Origin of the sequence: Flavobacterium sp. FlaQc-48, assembly GCF_044007335.1 — a bacterium.
Lineage (GTDB): Bacteria > Bacteroidota > Bacteroidia > Flavobacteriales > Flavobacteriaceae > Flavobacterium.
Genome location: NZ_JBIPCR010000023.1, coordinates 68,483 through 91,092, shown reverse-complemented (window position 1 = coordinate 91,092; position 22,610 = coordinate 68,483). Strand labels below are relative to the sequence as shown.

The following is a 22,610-nucleotide window of genomic DNA, read 5'->3' as shown; positions in this document are numbered from 1 at the left end:
TTAAAAAAATCACTAGCTAAAAAAAATAATCAACAAGTTAATATTAACTATACTCCCCTACAATTGGATCACCACTAGATGTTGTACCACAACTTTTAGGTTTATCATCACAGGAGCCGGCGCTTTTCCCTTTGGCTTCAACGCCAATAGAACCAAAAAGAGCTACAGTTACCGCAAAAACAACAATAACAAATTTTAAATAATTTTTCATAATAAATACTTTAAAAATTAACAACTGAAATATTTTAATGTCTAGCTACAATATTAAGTTTTAAAATAAAAACTTACTTACTATATACCCCATCAATCACATTACCTCCCGACGTAGTACCACAAACATCCATTGTCCTACTACAGCTTCCTGGCAGTTTACCCTGGTCTTTTTGTGCTTGTGAAGATATAGAACTAAAAAGAGCAATAGTAACCCCAAAAACGACAACAACAAATTTTAAATAGTTTTTCATGTTTAAATAAATTAAGTTAATTAAATAATTATTTTTATTTTAAAAATTTAAAGGATGCATAATCTGAATTAAAAGCAATAATCAAATTATCTTTGTCTATACGAACATTTCCTATACTTTTTGAATCATAGTTATTATAATTTACCAGATAACTTTTATCATATTTTAAAGTTTCATACGAGTACTCGTCAATTACAATATTTGTTTCAAATTCAGATCTACCTGAAAAAACAAATACCTTTTTTTTATTTAAGTACACCGCTTTATTTGTAGACCAAGTATCTCCTCTACTATAAAAATTATCTCCTTTATCATTTGTCAATATTTTGGGTAATGGAACATTTTCTTTTGTATTAAGTTCCTTGAGATACGTTCCTGTATTATCAAAGAAATAAATCTTAGAAAATTTATCACAGAAATAAGCAATATCATCACCTTCAAAACTGCTTGAAAAATCTCCCGAATAGATCAAAAAATTTTCTAATATCATACTTTTTTCACTAAACTGTATTTCCTTAACAAGATTAACATTTTGAGAATTAATATCAACAATATAAAAACCTGTTACATATTTATTATCAATTAGATACTCTCCTAAACACAAAAATTTAGTCTTTGAATTAGACAGCGGTTTAATATTAAAAACTTTAAAAAAATTAATATTAATTTCCCTAGAATTCTTTATTTTAAAATCATAAGTAAACAAGTTGAATTTTATAGAATAAAACATCTTATTAGAGGTATAAAATAACAAGTAAGAGGAAGTTGGAAGAATCGCTTCCTTTATCTTATTATGGCTAAAATCAAAATCAAAAAAATAAAATTTATATTGCACATTTGATTCATCTATTTGCTTCTTATCTCTTTCAATTAAACAACTATCGGACTTTACATACATAACGTATTCCCCTTCGTTTAATTTATTATTTTTTTTTTGAAATCTCAAAACACTATCGTTAGAAAATTTCCTGTTGAAATAATACTTTTTTTTAGTAACAGAATCAGTAACATTAAAAAAAAATATACAAAAACCAATAGCAACAAAAAAAGTAACAATACCAATTAAAAACTTATTTTTCATTATCAAAAGCATTAAAAGTAAAAAAAGAAAATAATGCCCCTAATACCAATCCAACATTTATCAGAAAATGATATTTATACTCTAAACCATTTAAAACTCCTCCACACCCACAAACTTCATACAAACCTTTAAATCTTAAAAAAGATATATATAGCGTAAAGATTAACATGGTTACACTACATAATAAAAGTCCTTTAATTTTAAAAAAAAACAGAACTAATACTAATACGATTTCAAGAATAATTATCAGAATAGAAAAAACATCTGCAAACTCCTTACTAAACAATGTTGTTTTAATTAAATTAGTTTTAAACGAATCAATCTTAAACAACTTATTCGAAGCCGTATAACACAGAAAGAATATTAAAAAAAGGTATATTACTTCAGCTATATTTTTTTGAAATTTAAAAAGTTCCATATCCCTAATATGATTTTAATAACGTAATAACACTGTTAATTTTAGCTAATATAGTAAGATTATATTTATTTTTTATAAAAAAGAAGATAATTCTTAAAAAAAAATAATAAAGTCCCAAAATCAAATACTTAAGAACAATGAAAGAGAAGTAACTAAAAGAAAGAGACGTATAAATTAAATAACTTTAAAACTTTTATGTTTTTTGGTATTACTATAGAGCATACAAGTATGAAATTAGTGCTTGACATAACTAATTAAAAATCATCAATTTCAGCGTTTTAAAAAAGAAAGATTTTGAACACATTTGAAAAATACACTCAGGTTTTTGATGACAAACACGGATTTATCAATAATTTAAGCGTTTTGGATTTATTATTTAACGAAGGTAAATTTGCAATGAATTATTTGAAGACACAGAGAATACTTTAGATTTCGCTAAAATATCTTTTAATTTTTCTTTTAATCCTTTCTGGTAAATCCTTTTATTTCCAGCCATCTTCCCAGTGTTTCCATAATAAGTGCCTTATCTTTTTCCGGAAAATCTTTAACTCTTGTTGAGTGACTCCCGGTTGGAAGAACCATTTTTAAGGCATCACTACAGCTACATCGTCCGGATATTTTGACTTATATATAAGAGCTGTTTCACCGCCTTTACTTATTCCGGTCGAAATCCATTTGCCGGAATAAATCTGTTTTAACTTCATTACAAGATCATGGTAATCTGCAATGGCCTGATCATTCGTTAAATATTCCCATGGAAGCGGCTCCGGACGTGATTTTCCGTAAAAGCGATATTCAACCGCAATTTGGTTGGCGTTCAGTAACGTACTTACTTCACTTTTAATATTCACTGTTTGATAACCATGGGTTTCAATGACCGTTGGTTTATTAAAATCCAGATGAGAAAGATAAACGTAATGTTTAAATGTTCCTTTTGGAGGATTGTTATGATCTAATGGCTCCTCTAAAATCAATTGATACGATTCCGAATATCCCGCTAAATTTTCTATACGGGTAATTTCTGCTTTTGGAAATAATATGGTGAGTTTTTGAAGTAAATCTGATGTTGTCTGCGCCGGACCAAAATGCGGAATCAGGATGATGCACACTAACAAAAGTAAGCTTTGTATTTTTTTCATCTTTCAGGGTTTAATTGATTTCTTAAAAATACAGGCTCTGTAAACCTGAATCCGATACTATATTACCTGCAAATTATCCTATTTTATCTACTTTAAGTTAAAATATCACTATCCCGAAATATTCACTTAATTTTAATCAAAAACTATAAAAAACAATCTCAAAAACCTCATCACAGCCCTAAAAACAGGTCCTTATTTACTTATTATGCAAAACTTTATTTACGCTATTTTTCTTTCTACCACCATACAGCTTGGCTTTGCACAAACAAAGTTTCCGAATTTAGAAAACAGCAAAAACAGTCTTAGTTATAGCGGATATCCAGCTTCGGCAACTGACAGAACATCTTTAGCTTTTTCGGACAAAGGCTCCTGGTTTGCGTACGGTTTCTTAAATGCAAACAAAACAGAGGCAGGTTTTTCAGGACCATTACTTTTAACGGAACAAAATGGAGTCTGGCTTAGCCCTGCTTTTACTTCTTTTCATCTGAAAGAAAACCCAGGACAAAACGAAATCGACTGGAAAGTTTCTTTGGTACGCCAAACAAGTTATAATAGTCATCTGGAACAGGAATTCAAAACCAAAAACCTCATCATCAGGCAGCAACTTTTTTTTCTATCAGGACACACAGCTTTACAAAAGACCAGTATTACCAACATTTCAAATCAAAGTATAAAGCTAAACGGTTACTTTTCGGGGGAAAAGTATTTAAAAACGATTCAGCTTCACGCAAAAAAAAAGGAAATAACAGTAACGTCAAAGAAAGGAAATGCAGTGGGACATCTGCAATTTTTTGGAACTGAAGTCAATTCAAAAGTTACTTCTACTGGCTATACCACAACACTTCATTCCTTTGTTTTAAAACCAAAGCAAATAAAAGAAATCCTGATTGCGCAAACCTTTATTTTTCCCCAATATTCCTGGAAAGAAGAACAACAAAAGATTAGAAAAAGTAATTTTGATCTTGCTTTAGAAACGACTAAACAGGAAAAAGAACTACAATTAACCCATTTGATCTCCCATAAAAAAACTATTTATGCAGATATTCTGTATTCTAATTTATTAGCAAAACTTGCCCTTACATTACAAAACAATACGAGAATTGCGGCTGAAGGTTTAAAGCATAATGGTTTATTCCCCAGTTATCATTACGAATGGTTCAACGGCTTTTGGGCCTGGGACAGCTGGAAACAGGCTGCCGCTGTGGTCCATTACGATCCGGAAGTGGCAAAAAACCAAATACGCGCTATGTTTGATTATCAGGAACCGAACGGATTTATTCCTGATTGTGTTTATCGCGATACGCTAATCGAACCTAACAATTACAGGAATACCAAATCGCCACTGGCTGCCTGGGTAGTTCTAAAAGTTTATAAAAAAACAAACGACAAAGATTTCCTGAAAGCACTTTATCCTAAATTAAAAAAATACCATGAATGGTGGTTCAGAGAAAGAGATCATGACCACGACGGGCTGTGCGAATTTGGTTCTACTGACGGGACTTTAATTGCTGCAAAATGGGAAAGCGGTATGGATAATGCAGTTCGGTTTGACAGTAGTGTTTTATTGCAAAACCGTAAATATGCCTTTTCTTTAGATCAGGAAAGTGTCGATTTGAACTCCTTTTTATATGCCGAAAAAATATTTTTATCTGAAATAGCTTCTGTTTTGGAAGATCAGGTCAATGAGTCAACATTTAAAAACCAGGCTGAAATTTTGAAAGGAAAAATACAGGCTCAATTTTGGGATGAAACTACAGGATGGTTTTATGACACTACGATTGATGGAAAAACGTTATTGAAAGATATGGGTTGTGAAGGTTATTTTCCTTTATGGGCCAACGCAGCAACTCCGGAACAGGCCGAAAAAATTAAAAACAACATGATGAATCCTGAAATCTTTAATACATTTATTCCGTTGCCAACGCTGGCCGCAAATCATCCTAAATTCAAGCCTGAAGGAGGATATTGGCGAGGTCCGATCTGGCTGGATCAGGTTTACTTTGGGATCACCGGACTAAACAATTACGGCTATCAGAAAGAAACAGAAACACTAACTTATAAAACCATCCACAATGCCGAAGGTGCTCTTAAAAAAGGATATGCGATTAGAGAAAATTATCAGCCCATAACCGGAAAAGGACTTGAGGCCTATAATTTTAGCTGGTCTGCAGCGCATTTTATGATGTTACTACTGAATGATTAAAAAAATACAATTAACCTTAAAAACAAAAAAGATGACTATTGGAGTTGGCGGATCTGACGCAAATACAGAATTAGAAAAAATACAAAATATGACACTGAATGTAAAAGCCATTCAGCCGGAAGAATACAAAATACGTATTCAAAAAGCAGTGTCTATTATGAAGACAACAGGTGTAAAATCATTATATGTGAATGCCGGAACCAATTTATATTATTTCACGGGGACTAAATGGAATGCCTCTGAAAGAATGGTTGGCGCTGTTTTATTTGAAGATGGTACGTTAGAGTATATTGTACCTAAATTTGAAGAAGGAACTTTTAAAAAATTCAGGCAAATAGACGGCAAAATCAATTGTTGGGAAGAGCACGAATCTCCCTATACTTTGTTTGGCACAATACTTCAAAACAAAAACGTAAATGCGGGTAAAATCGCTTTAGATGAATCTGCCGGTTATTTTCTGATTGATGGCCTGACCAAAGCTAATCCGGGTTATGAATTTCAAAATGCACAGCCCGTTACAACCGGATGCCGCATTCAAAAGTCAGAAAATGAGATTGCCATTATTCAGCAGGCAAAAGAAATTACCATGGTGGTGCAACGTGCTGCTGCCCGTATTTTATATCCGGGTATCGAGGCCAAAACGGTAGTTGATTTTATAAATCAGGCACATATTAAAGCAGGAATTTCTTCAGGTTCTTATTTTTGCATTGTCCTGTTTGCAGATGATTCGCAATATCCACATGGGGTAACGGCTCCGCAGGATTTAAAAGAGAATGACATTGTACTGATTGATACAGGGTGCCGTTTAGAAGGTTATTTATCTGATATCACAAGAACTTATGTGTACGGAACCCCAACTGAAGCGCATATCAAAATCTGGAATTTAGAAAAGGCAGCTCAAAAAGCAGCTTTTGATGCAGCACAATTAGGAGCAACTTGCGGCGTTGTTGATGATGCAGCGCGAAAAGTAATTGCACAAGCCGGTTTGAGCCCTGATTACGAACTTCCGGGATTACCGCATCGTGTGGGTCACGGAACAGGATTAGACATACATGAACATCCTTATCTCGTTCGAGGCAGTACTACGGTTTTGCAAGAAGGAATGGTGGTGAGCAATGAGCCCATGATTTGCATACCGGGACAATTTGGGATTCGGCATGAAGATCATTTTTACATGACATCAAACGGCCCAAAATGGTTTACCACTCCCATGCATAGTATTGACAACCCGTTTGGCATTGAGGTCAATTGATATTTTGTTTTATGAAAATAAATAAAAAAGGGGGAAACGATTTTGTTTCCCCCTTTTCTTTGTAACCAGACTTATACACTACTTAATCAATAATTTTTTACTTTCAGTGAAGCTTCCGTCTGTGGCTACCACTATATAAATTCCTCTTCTGAGTTGGTATACAGGATAAGAAGTTGCATTTTCTAATACCGCTACTACGCCCCCTGTACTATCATAAATCGTTATTTTAATACTGGCTAAATTTAAATTCGTGAAATTAAAGTTAACCAGGTCTGTAGCCGGATTAGGATACATTGCAAATGACTTCGGAAAGTCGATTTGATCCTGTCCAGCACCTAAGCTTTGTAAATCAACCGTTAATGGAGCGCTCCAGTCACTCTGTTCAGTAGCATTTTTGGCTCGTACCCTAAATTGATAAACGGTTTGTGTACCTTGCTTTGGAACCCATAAATAATAAGTTGTTGAAGTTCCAAATGTAGTCCATCCAGTACCTGAATTATTCAATTGCACTTCATAATCTGTCGCATTGGGAACTGTATTCCAGGACGTATAAAACCCTGTAGAATAAACTCCTGCATTACCAATATTCGTTGGGGTTGCCAGCGTTACCGGTGTTGTTACTGTTCCTGAAACTACCGTATAATCTTCTACTTCTCCGTCAGCAATATTACCACAAGCGGATGGGTTAGAATAGTATTTCATTACGATTCGCATTCTTGTTGATCCTGTAAAAGCAATTGGGGTAAAACTTCCGGCAGCAGTTCCGTTAGATGAAATTCCATCGATTACTTTTTCCGAAGCTTCGAAAACACTATTTTTATTATAATCAATCCAGACTCCCCAATATTCTAAATAAGCATCACCTGAGAATCCCGCCGTAAGGTTAACACTCGTAACGGTATTTGACGTTACTGTAATCACTTTAGAAGAATAATCACCGTAAGCACCTGAATCTTTACCAGAGGTATTATTGAAAGCCCCAACCGTTACAGATTTAATGTATTCATATTTATTATCAGCCTGCGTGGTACAATATGATGAACCGGCCGTAATTGTAACCGAAACCTCATTAGAATAGGACGAATAAACAGCATTTGCTTTGGCACGAATTTTATATTTATAAGTACTTCCGGCTGTTAAACCTGTGTTTGTATAGCTTAGCGCTGTACTTGGCAAGGCTGCAATTTCTGAAAAAACATTGTCTTGTCCTGCTCTTTCAATGATGATGTTTATTGCATTTGTTGCATTATTTACCCATGTTAATTGCACTTCTAAGCTGCTATTATTAGCCGTCGCCGTTAAATTTGAAGGAGCCAAAACGGTTGTAGTTGTTTGAGTTCCCGCCAGAATCATTTCGTTAGGTTTTGTATTGTATGCAAAATCCAAAACGGTATATCCTGCTCCGCCCGCTTCTACTTTCACGTGCATCCAGCCATAACAGGTACGTCCTCTGCTTTTATATTCAAAACCTACATACCCTGTTTGATTGTCCCAGGCAGTATAACTTGCAGTCCTTAAATCTAACTGATCGGGATATGCGGCACCCGGAGATACAAAATTACTCGATGCACCAATTGAAGTTCCCTGAGTAATGAAAGAGATGTTTCTGGTTCCTGCCTGGCCTACTAATCTTTTACCATAGGTTTCCATTTTTAAAGCAGCAGCTGCAAATTGCCAAACACCATATGCTGTATTATCACCAATTGCCAGATCAAAATATTGCCATGGTTGAGTTGCCGAAGCCACATAATCAGGATTATTGACATAGAAAACGCCGTAAGGTGCATCAAATTTTAAATTAATAGTTTTTGAAGCATTATCCAGAGTCGAAATGCCACCTGTAATGGCAAGGTCTTTAAATGTAATAACTACAGCAGCATCGTTTGCGGGAAGATGTGCAGTTGCTTTTCCTGTAAAAGACAGTACTGCTTTATTATTTGCCTGAAGTGTTAATACTGCCGTTAGTCCAGACGGAACTCCTGTAACCGTATAATCCGTTCCGGCGGTAAAGGTTCCGGTACTTTTTGTAAATGTTCCATTATTAGTCGATAGTGTAATTGTAGCGGTTGCTGTAACGCCTCCATCATTTGCTTCTGCTTCATAAAAAGTACTATCTGACAACGTTACCGCTGTTTTATTTGACATTCCGGTATAGATTGGTGCATTGGGTTGTGTGTTATAAGCATATTCCGAAATCGTAAAGGCATCTCCGTTTGCCGCAACTTCTGCTTTAAACCATCCGTAACAAGTTTGGCCTTCAAGTTTGTATTCAAAACCTACATATCCTGATTTTCCTTCCCAGGCAGTATAACCTGCTGATCGTATATCCAACTGATTAGGATACGCCCCCGGCGCTGTCATATTACTTGTTGGTCCTACTGCTGTATTTTGTCCTAATAAAGTAATATTTCTGGTCCCTGTTTCGCAAACTAATTTTTTGCCATAGGTTTCTATTTTTAATGCATTCGCAACATAACGCCAGCCTCCAAACGAAGTATCGTCTCCTTTTGCTATATCAAATGCTTTCCAGGTTAAACCTGAAGAAATGTTTACGTCAGGCATATCCACAAAAAATATCCCGTAAGGATCTGTAAATTTCAAATTGAAGAATAAAGCGGTACAGGCTAAACCCGTAGTTCCACCAGTAAAAGCTGCCGGCAGAAATGTAATTCCGGCCGTTGTATTTTGTGCTGCTGCATGATTAGTCGCTTTTCCTGAAAGCGTTATGGTGAGTTGTCCGTTTGAATTTACAGTTACTACCGGTGTAATGCCTGCTGGAAAAGTATGCGTAAAATGTGTTCCGGCAGACATAGTCCCTGAACTTAAGGCAAATGTTTTACCACTGCTCAGTGTTACCACTGAGGATGTATCGAAGGCACCGTCATTTGCAATTGTTTCTTTTAAAGTGGTTACACTTGCTACTAAATTGCTTTCTGTTGCATTTACGCCTGTGTCTATTAAATTTTGAGGTTGCCAAAGTGTAATTCTTGCAGGATGCTGTAATGCTGCCAGCATTCTGTCGATCTGTCCTTGTGTATACATTTTGTAACAACCTTGCGCACCGTTGTACCCCATGTAGTTTTCAAAGTTTACTTTATCTCCGCTACAATTTGTTCCGGGTGTACAGGCAAGCGTATGCAAACCGTCTTCTGGTGGCGTATCAGCGATTTCATCCGTTCCGGTACAGCCTCCTTCAAAAGTGTGAATTAGATTTAGAAAGTGTCCAAACTCATGTGTTAAAGTTGCCGAAAACTCTTTACTATATGAGTTATCGTAAAGATAGGCTCCGTTAAAAACGACACGTGCTGTATTGCTTGCTGTCATATCAGTATTTGGATACCAGGCGACCCCGGAATTATTTAAAGTACCGTCATTATACAAATCATTCTGAATATAAACGTTCATGTATTTTTTATTATCCCAGGCATCGGCAGCAATCTGATCGTCATAACCGCCACCATTTCCGTATCCATTTTTTGCAGGATGAAAAACCACACCGGTTGTACAGCCTCCGTTTGGATCTTTTTTGGCCAATTTAAATTCGATGTTAATAGTTCCTCTTCTTGCCTGAAAAAAAGGCTCTACGGTTTGATAATCTGCATTTCTCCCATTAAAATCATCATTTAGTTGCGCCAGATGATTGACAATTTTTTCATAAGTGATAGATTTACCACTTTGTATATCTCCGTAAATATGAAAAACTACGGGAATAGTATATGTAACTGCTGCAGTTTTACCTGTTTTACTTTTACGCTGAAGGGTAAAGTTTCTGGTAAAAATATCAAAATCTTTTTTTTCCTGAAGTGAGTTCGGATTCGCCCGGTACACTTTGGCATTTTCTTCTGTTGTCCGGCAAGGAAGTCCTTGCCCGCTCATTTTTGCTATCGTAAAAATCAGCCATAATACTAGTAGTTTTGTTCTCATTTTTTTTGGGTTTTGTTAACACCAAAATTATCAGGATCGCTTTTACTTTACTGATACTATCTAACTAAAAAACAATACAGTATTAACAACTTTTTAACCATAAAAAAACATATTGTTAAAAAATAAAACAATAATAACAAATATCACCAACCAAAAACAACCTTTAACCAAACATATCCGAAACATATATAAAAACAAAAAACCGGATATCTACTTAAAGACATCCGGTTAAAAACAGGAAAACTAATTCAAATCAAAATTTATCCCAGAAAATTTTTGTGGTCATTAAATCCCCTCCAATAGCATTAGCAGCGGCTTCATAATTTTCTTTATTCAGAGTCTTATCGAAAATTGAATAAATATTACGAACCGGTACTTTTCCCTGTGCTGCGTCAACTGCGGTAGAAGGTGCCTGCAAAACAGGAAAATCTAATCTTCTGTATTCCGTCCAGGCTTCAAACCCTCTATTGTAATAAGCAATCCAAAGCTGATAGGCAATCTTCTCTTTTGCCGTTCCTGTTGCCGTTGCAAAATCAACATCAGCTCTGTTTAAATACGTTTGGGCTTCCGTATCTGCAACTCCCCAAAAATGCATACTGGCCAGAATCCCTTTTTTATAATATTCTTCTGCCGTTCCACCTACATTAAAACCTCTGTTCGCAGCATCTGCCAATAAAAAACATGTTTCGGTATAGTCAAAAAGAACGCCCGGATTTGTTTTTTCTTTTAACCTTGTTCCTACATTAGAAAAGTCGCTGTAACTTACCTGCTTGGCATACGGTGCGCCTTTGTAATTGCCTTGCTTTTTAGAATTTGGATTAAAGAAAATATCACGTCTTGGATCTGCTTTTGCATTTAGTTCATTAACAAAAAATGCTGTAGGTACAGTCTGACTTTCATTTACCAAAGTATCGTACAAAGGATTCATATCGACCAGTGAAGAAAAATACTGAAAAAGTGCTGTTTGACTTTCATTTGTCATGATTCCGGAACTATAAGCACTCTCGACCATACTTTTAGCTTTTGCAGGGTCAACATCAGCAAGATGCAATCCTAATTTTAGCTTTACGCTGTTGGCCAATATTTTCCATTTCCCGACATTGCCTTTGTATATTAAATCGGCATTGCCAAAACTATCTTTAGTAACATCCATATTGGCTATTGCAAGATCTAATCGTGCCGCTAAATCCAGATAAATAGTTTTTGCATCATCGTATTTGGGATAAGGATGTGCTTTAATATCTAAAGCTTCACTATAGGCGACATTCCCAAATAAATCTACCAGGGTTTGATATGCCATGATAATCTGAACTTCAAGAATTGCAATGTTGTTTTTCTTCACCGCGATATCAACAGCTCCTAAAACTTCTTTTTCTTTAATTTGTTGCCGGGCGTTAACCAGATCCTGCAAAACATCTCTGTATATCAAAACAGCATGAGAATTTCCTAAGTTTCTTCTTTCCTGATTGTAATTTACCTCATCTGTATATGTTGTAGCTGTCCAGTATTGTGCATACCCTCTAAAATTATTATTGTTCACGGAAGCATTGGTAAGAAAAAAAGCGTAATTAACCTGTGCACTTGTCATTAAGGCACCGGGTAAAACCGTTGTGTACGCTTTTTCGTCCTGATTTAAATCTTCTAAATTATCGCACGAAGCAACCGAAAGTAAAATGGCCCCTGCAAAAAATATTGTTTTTACTATTTTCATTTTGTTTGTTTTTTAGAATTGAACTTTCATATTAAAGTTATACTCTTTTGAAGTAGGCAAAACTCCGGTTTGAAAACCCTGAAGATTTCCTGAAGAAAGTCCCGCCTCCGGATCCGCATAGGGTAAATTTTTACTAATGATCCACAAGTTGCTTCCGTTCACAGCGAAAATAATGTTACTTATAAAAGTCTTTGTCAGGAATTTTGATGGCAATCTGTAGCTTAATCCCACCTCACGCAATTTGACATACGAAGCATCATAGACATATTGCTGTTCCGGCATCGAGTTATAAAAAGAATATCCGTCTGCCCCTTCTACACTTACCACCTTCTCATTTCGGGTTCCGTCTTCTTTGACACCAGATAACAAAATACCTCCGCCATTTGCAACCGGGTCTCTTTGCGGATTTCCTAAATGATTATTAGACACGGTACTTTGGTATATTCCTGTAGTATGTCCAAAACGCTGATCTAAAGAATATACATCTCCTCCTTTTTTTACATCAATTAAGAAGTTAAATGAGAAGTTTTTGTAATTGATAACATTATTAAAACCACCAATCCAATCCGGATTTATATCGCCAATTGTTGCTCCGGCAGTTTGTAAATATCTTCCGTTGGAGCGAATCACTTTTTCTCCGTTTAGATACGTAAATCCTGATCCAATAAGCTGCCCTACGGGTTTTCCAACCTCAGCAACATAGCCCACGCCCTGAAAAGATCCCAACGAAATCCTGTCGGCTCCTCCTAATGAAATGACCTCATTTTTATTTGTTGACCAGTTTACTTTTGCTTCCCAGGAGAAATCCTTTGTTTTAACCGGAACCACTGTCAAGGTTACTTCATATCCTTTATTCTGAACATCTCCCGCATTTATCCACGCTCTTGTATAACCTGTTTGTGTAGGGGTTTCAATAGACAAAATCTGATTGGTCGTGTTCGTTTTGTAGTATGAAAAATCAAGACCTGCTCTGTTTTTAAACAGTTTAAGTTCAATACCTGCTTCAATCCCTTTTGTAAGCTCACTTTTTAAATTAGCATTACTTTTACTGTTTTCGGTAGAAAAACGAATTCCGTCGGGACCAAAATTATCATTCTTAGGATAGGTAGATGAAGTCACGGCAAAAGGAGCATCGTTTCCTGTTTCAGCATAATTCAGACGCAGCTTTCCAAAGGACAACCAGTCAGTCTTAATATGGTTACTAAAAATATAGGTTCCGGTAATTGAAGGATAGGAATAGGTATTATTATCTTTTGGCAGGGTCGATGACTGATCGACACGATACGTCCCTTCTAAGAAATAGGTTTCTGAAAAGTTAAAACCGGCATTGGCATAAATACTGTTGGTCCCTAAAGTAGTCTGGGATTCTGCAGGACTGTTTATTTTATCAATAGAATTATTCAAAGCATAAATTCCCGGCACCACCAATCCACCATTCGTGGCAGCAAATATCGAATTACTGACTGAGCGTCTTGAATTTGCCCCAATCATTCCGTTAAACTTAATATTATCCGTAATATCAGTCTTAAAATTCAGGATCAGATCCAGATTGATCTCTCTAAAAGTTTTATCGTATCTGGTGTATTGCCCCAATGTGTTGGCAGTTCTTTTTGACCCCACTGCAATACGCTCTTCTTGTAACTGATGGTAATAATCTACAGCTCCTTTACCCAAGATATCAAACCAGTCGTTGACTTGTGTACTTAAAGCTACGTTTCCAAAAAAACGATCACGATCTAACGTATTGTAATTGTTATATCTTTGAAAATAAGGATTATCATGAAATTGCAAACTCAAATCGTTAGGTCCGCCCACACTCCAGGTGGTATTTTCTTTTGTCAAATTATAGGCATTTTCCAAATCCTTAAAATCTACACTTGTTGAATACCATTGTCTTACGCTGCTTAAATAATTATTTCCGCCATCACCATAACCCGTTTCATTCATTCCTTTGGCATTTGCTTTTAAATAGTTGGCAGAAGCGGATATTTTTGTCTTCGGTTTTAAGTTATAACTGGCCGAGAAATTAAAATTATCTTTACGATTGTCACTATTGGGTAAAATTCCCTGATCCTGATTGTAATTCGTATACCCAATTCTGAGATCACCATTTTCATTAGATCCTGATATGCCGATAGTATTGATGTAGGTTAAACTATTCTGATAAAAACTATTTGGATTATTTTTTACTGCTGTCCATGGTGTTGCTTTTCCGTAAGCAGGCAATTCAGGATAAAATGAATTCCAATTGTAAACCAACAAATTTTGGTCGAATTTTGGCCCCCAGGAAGCATCATCGGTTGCTGCATAAGGATGCACACCGGTTCCTAAATCGACTGTACCATAAAAGTCACCATATCCTCCTCCATACTGTTTTTGATATTCGGGTAAGGTTTTTTTATCCACCACCCCAATGGTAACCCCCGAGCTAAAACTTACTCCTAAACCGCCTTTAGATTTACTTCCTTTTTTTAGCGTAACCAAAATTACTCCGTTCGAAGCTCTCGAACCATATAAAGCCGAAGCCGCTGATCCTTTTAAAACGTTCATGGTTTCGATATCATCCGGATTGATATCTGAAGCAGCATTTCCGTAATCATATCCACCGGTATTACCGCCGCTTTTTTGATCGGCACTATTGGTATTGTCATTATTTAAAGGAATACCGTCTACAATCCACAAAGCCTGATTGTTTCCCGTTAGTGAAGTGGTACCACGAATAATAACATTTGTAGAACCGCCAATATTATTGTTGCGCCTGATTTGTACACCTGCAATTTTACCGGAAATCGAGTTGGCCACATTTCCCGTATTTACTTTTGTAAGGTCTTCCCCTTTTATTTCCTGGGTAGCATATCCCAGGGATTTCTTTTCTCTTTTGACCCCTAAAGCCGTCACAACAATTTCTTTAAGCTGCTCCGAGCCTCCGGACAAAACTACATTTACGGTATTAGTTGCAGCTGTTATTTCCTGAGTTTTCATCCCAATATAATTAAAGACAAGAACAGCATTGAGACTGGCTTTTATAGAATATTTTCCGTCAAAATCTGTTTGAGTTCCCGTTTTTGTTCCCTTGATCAATACAGTGGCGCCCGGCAAAGGCATTCCTGCATCATCTGAAACAATTCCTGATACAATCCGCTCTTGTGCAAGCGCAAATTGTGCTAGCAGTACAAAAAAAAGTACCACCGTTTTTCTTTGAAAAAACTTAAATTTCATAAAATGGTTTTATAATTAGTATTGGCAAATATTTTGATTTTTCGATAATTTTTATGATAATATATTACCACAAAAACCGATTATATTACCCTTTAATTACATAATTATTATTTTTACATGTATTATCTTACCATTTAAAAACAAACCCGTTTTTTACTCAGATTTTCATGATTTAGCTAAATCGAAAAACAAAAAAAGGAGAACTTCTTTTTACAGAAATTCTCCTTTTTTTTATGATTCTTAAAGTTAATTATTTTGCTCCCGGCGGGCATTTTTCTTCAATAAATTTTATAAAAGTATCTACTAAATGCCTTGTTGTTCCTTCACCTTCATAAATAGAATGCGAGCGATTTGGGTAAACCATTAAATTAAATACCTTATCATATTTTATCAATTCGTTAATCAGGACTTCGGCATTTTTATAATGGACATTATCATCGCCCGTTCCGTGAATATAAAGTAAGTTTCCTTTTAAGTTCTTTGCATGTGTTACCGGTGAAGCCTGAATATATGCCGCTTCGTTTTCGTCTGGCAGGCCCATATAACGTTCTGTATAAATATTATCATAAAAATGCTGATCTGTCACTGCAGCGATTGCCACACCTGTTTTGTATATTTCAGGATATTGAAACATCAGGTTCAAGGTAACAGCACCACCGCCACTCCATCCGTGAACAGCAACCCTGTTGGTATCAATAAAATTCCATTTCAAAATTTCTTTTGCCGCCATTGCCTGATCACGGGTATTGATAATTCCGATGTTTTTATAAATTGACTTTCTCCATTTGGTTCCTTTTAATACCGGGGTCCCTCTGTTGTCCATCGCAATTCCGATATATCCTTTGGGAATTAACAAATCTATAAATTCGTTAAAATACGGCATATCATTCGCTACAGAAGCCATGGGTTCGCCATAAACGTAAAAAAACAAAGGATATTTTTTTGACGGATCAAAATCAAGGGGTTTTGCCATAATTCCATCCATTTCAACACCATCAATGGTAGTTACTTTAAACTTTTCCAAAGAAAAATCACGTACCGGTTTCGTAAAAACATCAGCCTCTTGCGGCAGTACTTTTTTATGCCCTGATAGCGAAACTAAACGCGTATTTAAATCCCGATTGATGTTAGAATTAGTATGTTTGGCATACGATCCGTCCGTAGAAAATTCATATTCATTGGTTCCTTCAAATACTTCAGGAGTTAATCTTTTTGTTTTTCGGGAATTCAGATTTGTTTCGTACAAATAGCGTTGCGTCGCATCTTTAGGACTTGCGATATAGTAGATTGACTTTGTTCTATCATTATACGCTTTAAAATAAGCATCAAAATTTCCGGTTGTAACCAGTTCTTTTTTCTTTCCGTCAGTGCTAATTTTATAAATGTGCATCCAGCCATCAGCATCAGAACTCCATAAAAAAGCTTTGCCGTTATCTACAAACTGGCACGGAAAACCATCATAAACTCCTGAAGAAATATCAAAAACATCAATCCACTCAGCTGATTTTTCCTGATAAATTAAATTCGTTTTCCCTGATCCCGTATTGCAATTGTAAATCGAAGCCTGATTTTGATTTCTGTTAAGCTGAACGACCATTACTGCATCACTGGCCACCCATTCCATACGAACCAGATAATTATTATCCGGTTCACCGGGAATATCCAGCCAATTTGTTTTTAGGGCAGCAACATCAATAACTCCAATTTTTACATAAGAAGGCTTTTCACCGGCTTTAGGATATTCAACAGGAACTACAAACGGATATAAGGCATCTGTATTATTAATCATGAAATGAAATTTTGTCTCTGAGGCATCAACACGCCAAAAGGCAATACTTTTTCCGTCAGGACTCCAACGAAACCCATCGCGGGCCGCAAGTTCTTCTTCATAAACCCAGTCAAAGGTTCCGTTGATTACCTTATCCGTTCCATCAGTGGTCAAAGGTGTTATTTTGCCTGAAGTTAGATTTTCCAGATAAATATTATGCTTTGACACATAGGCAACATTTTCATTATCATTAGAAAATTTAACAAACATCAGGGAAGACTCTTCTAAATTTGCACCCAGTTTTCTCCCTTTTCCTGTAGCTAAATCAAAAAACCAGTAATCTCCTTTCGTATTGGCTCTCCATACTTTTTTTAAATGGGTGTAAACCAGCACTTTTGTCTTGTCCTGATTCCAGACCAAATCTTCAACTTCTCCGCTAAAGCCTGCATTTTTTAATTGCTGACCGGTTAAAACAGTCGTATTCTGATTTAATTTATCAACATCATAAACCTGAACATTCTGGCCTGAATTTACCCAAAATGAATGTGAATTGGGCAACCATTTTAATTTATTAATGTCAATACCTGTTTGGGCAAGTAGGCTTGTACAAACAAAAAAGAGTAGTAAAAAATGTTTTTTAATCATGTTTATTGGGTATTTATTAGCTGTTCTATTTCTATAATTTCAATTGGTATTTCTTCAGATAAATTGATGTTTCCGTTCTCCGTCAGTAAGTAATCATTTTCTAAGCGGCAGCCAATTCCTTCTTCGCGGATATAAATCCCGGGTTCGCAAGTCAGCACCATTCCTTTTTCAAATGGTTTTGAATAAAGCCCCACATCGTGAACATCAAGTCCTAAATAATGTGCTGTTCCGTGCATGAAATATTTTCTATAAACCGGATTTTGAGGGTCCTGAGAAGCTATTTCTTCTAAAGTGATCAATTCTAGCTTAACCAGTTCGGCCTCGATCAGACTTGCCATTTGCAATTCATAAGCTTTGGACAAAACCCCGGGTTTCAAAAATTTTGATCCTTCTTTTAGACAATACAAAACCGATTCGTACACTGCTTTCTGACGTGGTGAAAATTTTCCGCTTACCGGAAAACAACGTGTAATATCTGAATTATAATTAGCATAACAAACACCAAAATCTATCAAAATCATATCTTCCTTATTACAAACCGAATCATTGGTAGTATAATGAAGTGCACAGGCATTTTTACCGGAGGCAACAATGGGTTTGAACGCATGACGATTTCCTCCGCTTTTAATATATTGATACGCCAGTTCAGCTTCTAATTCATATTCTTTTACCCCGGGTTTTACAGCATTCAAAAGTCTTTTAAATCCTTTTGCACTTATTGAAATTGCTTTCCTGATCAAATCAACTTCTACTTCTGATTTTACAGGCCGCAGATCACGGGTAATTTTAGCGGCACGCTCGTATTGGTGCAGCGGATATTTTTGTTTACACCACTGAATCATTCGATCCTGGCGCGTATTCATTTCTGAAGTTATTCTTTTAATGTGCTCATTATGTCCTAAATAAATGGTATCCGCCTCAAACACAAAAAGCTGAATTGCTTTTTCAAATTCATGAATCCATTTTACATTTTTAATTCCGGAAATAGCCGTAGCTTTTTCTTTGGTCAAAAAATCGCCTTCCCAGATTAAAGTCTGCTCTGTAACTTCTTTTACAAATAAAATTGCCCGGTTTTCTTCTTTAAAAGCACCCGGATAAAGTACCAGAATAGTTTCATCCTGTTCAATTCCGGATAAATAAAATAAATCATTGTTTTGCGCAAATCCCATTACATCATCTGCATTATTGGGCATCACATCATTTGAAGTGAGAATGGCCAAACTGTTGTTTTGCATTTTTGCGGCAAACCTTTTTCGGTTATTTTCAAACAAGGAAACCGGAATTGAATCGTATCTCATATTTTATAATTGAAACATTTTTGTATCAACAGAAGTTGTTTTGCCTGAAATAATCTCTGTGATTATTTTTCCTGTTGCCGGTCCGGGGCTTAAACCCATCATGGCGTGCCCGGTGGCAAAAGTCAAATTTACAACTTTTTGTGCTCGTGTAATAATTGGCATACCCGAAGGGGTACAAGGTCTGAATCTAAACCAGGTATCCTGCTGCCCCGTCTTCTTCAGCTTTGTTGGCAGCCAGAATAGCACCACGGGTGGTTTGTTCTGCAATATTCATAATTACCGGTACCTGATTGTTAACCATACTCACAGTACCTCTTACTAATTCTCTTTTTTCTTCTTCTAAAAGCGTGCTTGCTTCTCCTAATGTGCCGCCAAGAATTAGTCCTTCAACACCTGCTTCTAATTGTACTTTTAAATTTACCTGATTTTAGCCAGGACCAAAATTATTTATATTGAACAAAGCATGAAGCTTATAAATTACCTTAAAATGATATTATATTGCCCTATATTTGATATTTACGCAAAAAATTAACTAATATATTGTCATTTTATCACTAAAATAAAATATATTTGAAGTAGCTAACCCAACCAAACCATGAAAGTTTTTCCATTTAAAATTCCTAAATCGGGGGAAGATCCCCTTATATATCAGGAAGATAGAGAGATTATTTTTTATGATAAGCTTCATCAGCACGAAGAGATTCAGATTAGTTTTATAGAAAAAGGAGAAGGGGCCATTTTTGCAGGTGATACTATTTCGCACTACAACGAAGGAGATATACTGGTGATTGGCAGTAATTTACCACATGTATTTAGAAGTGAGGTACGCGAAAATGAAGCTTCTATAATGCGCACTTTATTTTTTACGACACATTCTTTTGGGAAAGACTTTTTTGCCCTGAATACTTTTAAGAACATTTATCCTTTTTTAGAAAGCAGCAAAAACGGGTTTATCATTCATAACGCACCGAAAAAGATCACCAAGTCTTTCAGAAAATTGCAAAAAGCGGACAATTACGAGCGCTTTATTTTGTTTTTAGAAATCATGAAATGGCTGTCTAACAATGACAAAGAATATCTTTCGAATCATTTATATGACAAAAAAATTACTGATAATGAAGGAAAACGCATGCAGACGGTTTTTGAACATGTGATGACTAACTTTAGCAAAAACATAAATTTAGACGAAATTGCCTCGATTGCCAATATGACCAAAAATGCTTTTTGCCGGTATTTTAAAGTCCGGACCAATAAATCTTTTTTCCAGTTTTTAATAGAGGTGAGAATTGAGCATGCTTCAAAATTATTAGCCAACAACAGCGAACTTTCTGTTTTAGAAATTGCCGAATTGTGCGGTTTTAACAACATCTCTAATTTCAACAGAAAATTTAAAGAATTAAAACAAACATCTCCTTTGCAATATCGAAAGTTAAACCTGTAAACTAAAAAATATATAATTTTAACTGCAAGGAAACCAATCCCGATAGCGATCGGGATAACCAGAGTCCGTAAAGCTATTGATTCCCAAAACAGAAAAACTAAATCAAAGTATTTACTATTCTATCGAGATCCTGGTCATGATAGGATAATGGTCTGAATTTTCGAAATCAGGAAAACTTTCAAATTGTTTGACTTTCATTTTGCTGTCAGTAAAAATATAGTCTATTCGTGCCGGGTAATAGCGAAATTTATATGTTGCCCCAAAACCTTCACCCGCTTCTTCAAAAGCATCTTTTAGTTTTCCTTTTATATTGCGATATACATACGAAAAGGGACTATTGTTCATGTCTCCACAAATAATAATCGGGTTTTTACATTGTTTGATGTTCTCTTTAAAAATTTCAGCCTGCTCCTGTTGTTGCCTGAACCCTTTGCTGATCCTGGTATAAATTAATTGTGATTTCTCCTGATTGACATTGTCGATATTATTTGAAATATCACTTACGTCAGGTGAGATTTTAATAGACTGCAAATGCATGTTATAAACCCTGATAATATCTTTACCACGTTTTATATCGGCATAAATTACGTTATTATCTGAATTTGGAAAAATAATATTCCCCTCATATAAAATAGGAAACTTGGAGAAAATAGCCTGTCCGGTTTTAATCTTTTTCCCATCTATAAAAATGTAACGGTGAGGATATACCTTTAAATCAATATGTGCTGAATTTGAATATTCCTGAATACATAAAATATCCGGGTCTTTTTCATCAATAAAGGCTTTGATATTAGACGGGATATCATCACGGTCCAGCCATTTAAAAACATTAAAAAGACGAACATTGTAACTCATTACAGAGAAGTCTTTTTCATTAGGAACGTATTCTTTAGCCGAAAATTTATAAAATTTACTGATAAATGTAATTCCGGTTAGCAAAACCAGACCCGATAAAATAAGGCGTTTTTTAAACTGAATTGCCCAATAAACAAAAAACAGGCCATTCAGAACAAAGAAAGCCGGCATAAAGAGTGTCAATACCGATAGAAGCGGAAAACTCTTTGGTGCCAGAAATGGTAAAATATAAATACTAAAAGTCAGTACAGTTAGCACTATATTCAAAAAGAACATTATCTTATTAAACCATGAAAGGTTTTTCATATTATATGGCTAAAAGGATTATTTTCCAGCTCTAAATAAAAACTCTTTTTCTTCTTTTGTCAGACAATCATAACCAGACTGGCTAATTTTATCTAAAATCTCATCAATTTGTTGTTGCGTTTTATCTTTCGTAACAATTCTGGATGTAACTTTTTCTGTAGGTTTTTTGTAATTCTTATGAACTTTTGTGAAAGGGGTCGAAGGGGATTTTTTAAAGAGATTTACAAAGAAATCGAGTGTTCTGGAAACTATTTTACTTAAATCTGTTCCGTTTTGAAGTAGCTTAATGAATATGAATCCAAAAACTGCTCCGGCTAAATGAGAGATATGCCCGCCAGTATTATCCAATCGGAACTGCATTAAATCCAGCACCAAAATTACAGCGGTAATATGCCAAAGCTTAACATTACCAATAAACATTAAACGTACCCCCATCAAAGGCTGATATGTTGTTACTGCAACCAGAATTGCCATAATTGCAGCCGAAGCTCCTACGATATAACCTGCAACATTTAAAAAGTAAAAACTCAAGGCAAAAACAACACCCGAGAAAATTGCACCTAAAATATACAATCCCAAATATTGTTTCTGAGTAAAAAACGTCAGGAACAGATTACTCGCAAAGTTCAAAACCATCATATTGAACAACAAATGCCAAAATGATGCATGAAAAAAAGCATAGGTTAAAAACGTCCAGGGTTTAAATAAAAAAGCATTAGGATCTGATGATAAAGCCAACCAGTTTGGGTATGCAAAACCACCTGCTGAATATTGATAAAAGAATATCAACGAAATCAGGAAACAGGCAATGTTCCAGTAAATTACACGCATTGCAACACCTCCTAACCTGTACTGTAGTTTTAAATCGTCCAGAATATTCATAAAA

Annotated in this window: 16 protein-coding genes and 2 pseudogenes; 4 read left to right on the top strand and 14 right to left on the bottom strand. The window is 35.5% G+C overall.

Annotation, left to right across the window (positions count from 1 at the left end; all coding sequences use genetic code 11):
• Nucleotides 1-43: 43 nt before the first annotated feature.
• The 3 genes from ACHRWY_RS24990 to ACHRWY_RS24980 all read right to left on the bottom strand — a co-directional run bounded on the left by ACHRWY_RS24990 (nt 44) and on the right by ACHRWY_RS24980 (nt 1,963).
• Nucleotides 44-211 (bottom strand): hypothetical protein, encoded by a 168-nt coding sequence (locus tag ACHRWY_RS24990; protein ID WP_395358278.1) that lies wholly within the window; start codon nt 209-211, stop codon nt 44-46.
• A gap of 287 nt (nt 212-498) precedes the next feature.
• Complete coding sequence (locus ACHRWY_RS24985; protein ID WP_395358276.1) at nt 499-1,545, bottom strand: hypothetical protein; 1,047 nt, start codon at nt 1,543-1,545, stop codon at nt 499-501.
• Entirely contained in the window at nt 1,535-1,963 is a 429-nt protein-coding gene (locus ACHRWY_RS24980) for a MauE/DoxX family redox-associated membrane protein (RefSeq protein ID WP_395358274.1), read from the bottom strand. The genes ACHRWY_RS24985 and ACHRWY_RS24980 overlap by 11 nt, the downstream gene beginning before the upstream one ends.
• Nucleotides 1,964-2,248: 285 nt before the next feature.
• Between ACHRWY_RS24980 and ACHRWY_RS24975 the strand changes: the two are divergent.
• Nucleotides 2,249-2,392 (top strand): annotated as a pseudogene (locus tag ACHRWY_RS24975) (WbqC family protein); the annotation flags it as partial.
• 30 nt (nt 2,393-2,422) lie between these two features.
• Here ACHRWY_RS24975 and ACHRWY_RS24970 read toward each other — a convergent pair.
• Nucleotides 2,423-2,545: a hypothetical protein gene (locus ACHRWY_RS24970; RefSeq protein WP_395358272.1), complete on the bottom strand. Its 123-nt coding sequence runs from the start codon at nt 2,543-2,545 to the stop codon at nt 2,423-2,425.
• A 2-nt stretch (nt 2,546-2,547) separates the two neighbouring features.
• Entirely contained in the window at nt 2,548-3,102 is a 555-nt protein-coding gene (locus tag ACHRWY_RS24965) for a S28 family serine protease (protein ID WP_395358270.1), read from the bottom strand.
• A gap of 205 nt (nt 3,103-3,307) precedes the next feature.
• Here ACHRWY_RS24965 and ACHRWY_RS24960 point away from each other — a divergent pair, with 205 nt between their 5' ends.
• Both ACHRWY_RS24960 and ACHRWY_RS24955 read left to right on the top strand, forming a co-directional pair.
• The gene (locus tag ACHRWY_RS24960) at nt 3,308-5,305 is read left to right on the top strand and encodes an MGH1-like glycoside hydrolase domain-containing protein (protein ID WP_395358267.1); all 1,998 of its coding nucleotides are present in this window, start codon (nt 3,308-3,310) and stop codon (nt 5,303-5,305) included.
• A gap of 31 nt (nt 5,306-5,336) precedes the next feature.
• The gene (locus ACHRWY_RS24955; protein WP_395358265.1) at nt 5,337-6,557 is read left to right on the top strand and encodes a M24 family metallopeptidase; all 1,221 of its coding nucleotides are present in this window, start codon (nt 5,337-5,339) and stop codon (nt 6,555-6,557) included.
• 78 nt (nt 6,558-6,635) lie between these two features.
• Here ACHRWY_RS24955 and ACHRWY_RS24950 read toward each other — a convergent pair whose 3' ends face one another.
• The 7 genes and pseudogenes from ACHRWY_RS24950 to ACHRWY_RS24920 form a co-directional block, all read right to left on the bottom strand.
• Nucleotides 6,636-10,481, bottom strand: coding sequence for a M43 family zinc metalloprotease (locus ACHRWY_RS24950; protein ID WP_395358263.1), 3,846 nt, complete (start codon nt 10,479-10,481; stop codon nt 6,636-6,638).
• Nucleotides 10,482-10,734: 253 nt separating this feature from the next.
• Nucleotides 10,735-12,192, bottom strand: coding sequence for a SusD/RagB family nutrient-binding outer membrane lipoprotein (locus tag ACHRWY_RS24945; RefSeq protein ID WP_395358261.1), 1,458 nt, complete (start codon nt 12,190-12,192; stop codon nt 10,735-10,737).
• 12 nt (nt 12,193-12,204) lie between these two features.
• Nucleotides 12,205-15,411, bottom strand: coding sequence for a SusC/RagA family TonB-linked outer membrane protein (locus tag ACHRWY_RS24940; RefSeq protein WP_395358259.1), 3,207 nt, complete (start codon nt 15,409-15,411; stop codon nt 12,205-12,207).
• Between the two features lie 250 nt (nt 15,412-15,661).
• A complete protein-coding gene (locus tag ACHRWY_RS24935; RefSeq protein WP_395358257.1) occupies nt 15,662-17,824 on the bottom strand; it encodes a DPP IV N-terminal domain-containing protein in 2,163 nt (720 codons plus the stop codon).
• 2 nt (nt 17,825-17,826) lie between these two features.
• Nucleotides 17,827-19,122 carry an aminopeptidase P family protein gene (locus ACHRWY_RS24930; RefSeq protein WP_395358255.1) on the bottom strand — a complete coding sequence of 432 codons (1,296 nt, stop codon included), beginning with the start codon at nt 19,120-19,122 and terminating at the stop codon, nt 17,827-17,829.
• A 3-nt stretch (nt 19,123-19,125) separates the two neighbouring features.
• Nucleotides 19,126-19,284 (bottom strand): hypothetical protein, encoded by a 159-nt coding sequence (locus ACHRWY_RS24925; RefSeq protein ID WP_395358253.1) that lies wholly within the window; start codon nt 19,282-19,284, stop codon nt 19,126-19,128.
• A 28-nt stretch (nt 19,285-19,312) separates the two neighbouring features.
• Nucleotides 19,313-19,546 (bottom strand): annotated as a pseudogene (locus ACHRWY_RS24920) (dihydrodipicolinate synthase family protein); the annotation flags it as partial.
• Between the two features lie 171 nt (nt 19,547-19,717).
• Here ACHRWY_RS24920 and ACHRWY_RS24915 point away from each other — a divergent pair.
• The gene (locus ACHRWY_RS24915; RefSeq protein ID WP_395358251.1) at nt 19,718-20,563 is read left to right on the top strand and encodes an AraC family transcriptional regulator; all 846 of its coding nucleotides are present in this window, start codon (nt 19,718-19,720) and stop codon (nt 20,561-20,563) included.
• A 114-nt stretch (nt 20,564-20,677) separates the two neighbouring features.
• On the opposite strand, the gene ACHRWY_RS24910 is transcribed toward ACHRWY_RS24915, so the two are convergent.
• Both ACHRWY_RS24910 and ACHRWY_RS24905 read right to left on the bottom strand, forming a co-directional pair.
• Complete coding sequence (locus tag ACHRWY_RS24910) at nt 20,678-21,724, bottom strand: endonuclease/exonuclease/phosphatase family protein (protein ID WP_395358249.1); 1,047 nt, start codon at nt 21,722-21,724, stop codon at nt 20,678-20,680.
• Between the two features lie 18 nt (nt 21,725-21,742).
• Nucleotides 21,743-22,606 (bottom strand): rhomboid family intramembrane serine protease, encoded by an 864-nt coding sequence (locus ACHRWY_RS24905; protein WP_395358247.1) that lies wholly within the window; start codon nt 22,604-22,606, stop codon nt 21,743-21,745.
• Between the last annotated feature and the right edge of the window lie 4 nt (nt 22,607-22,610).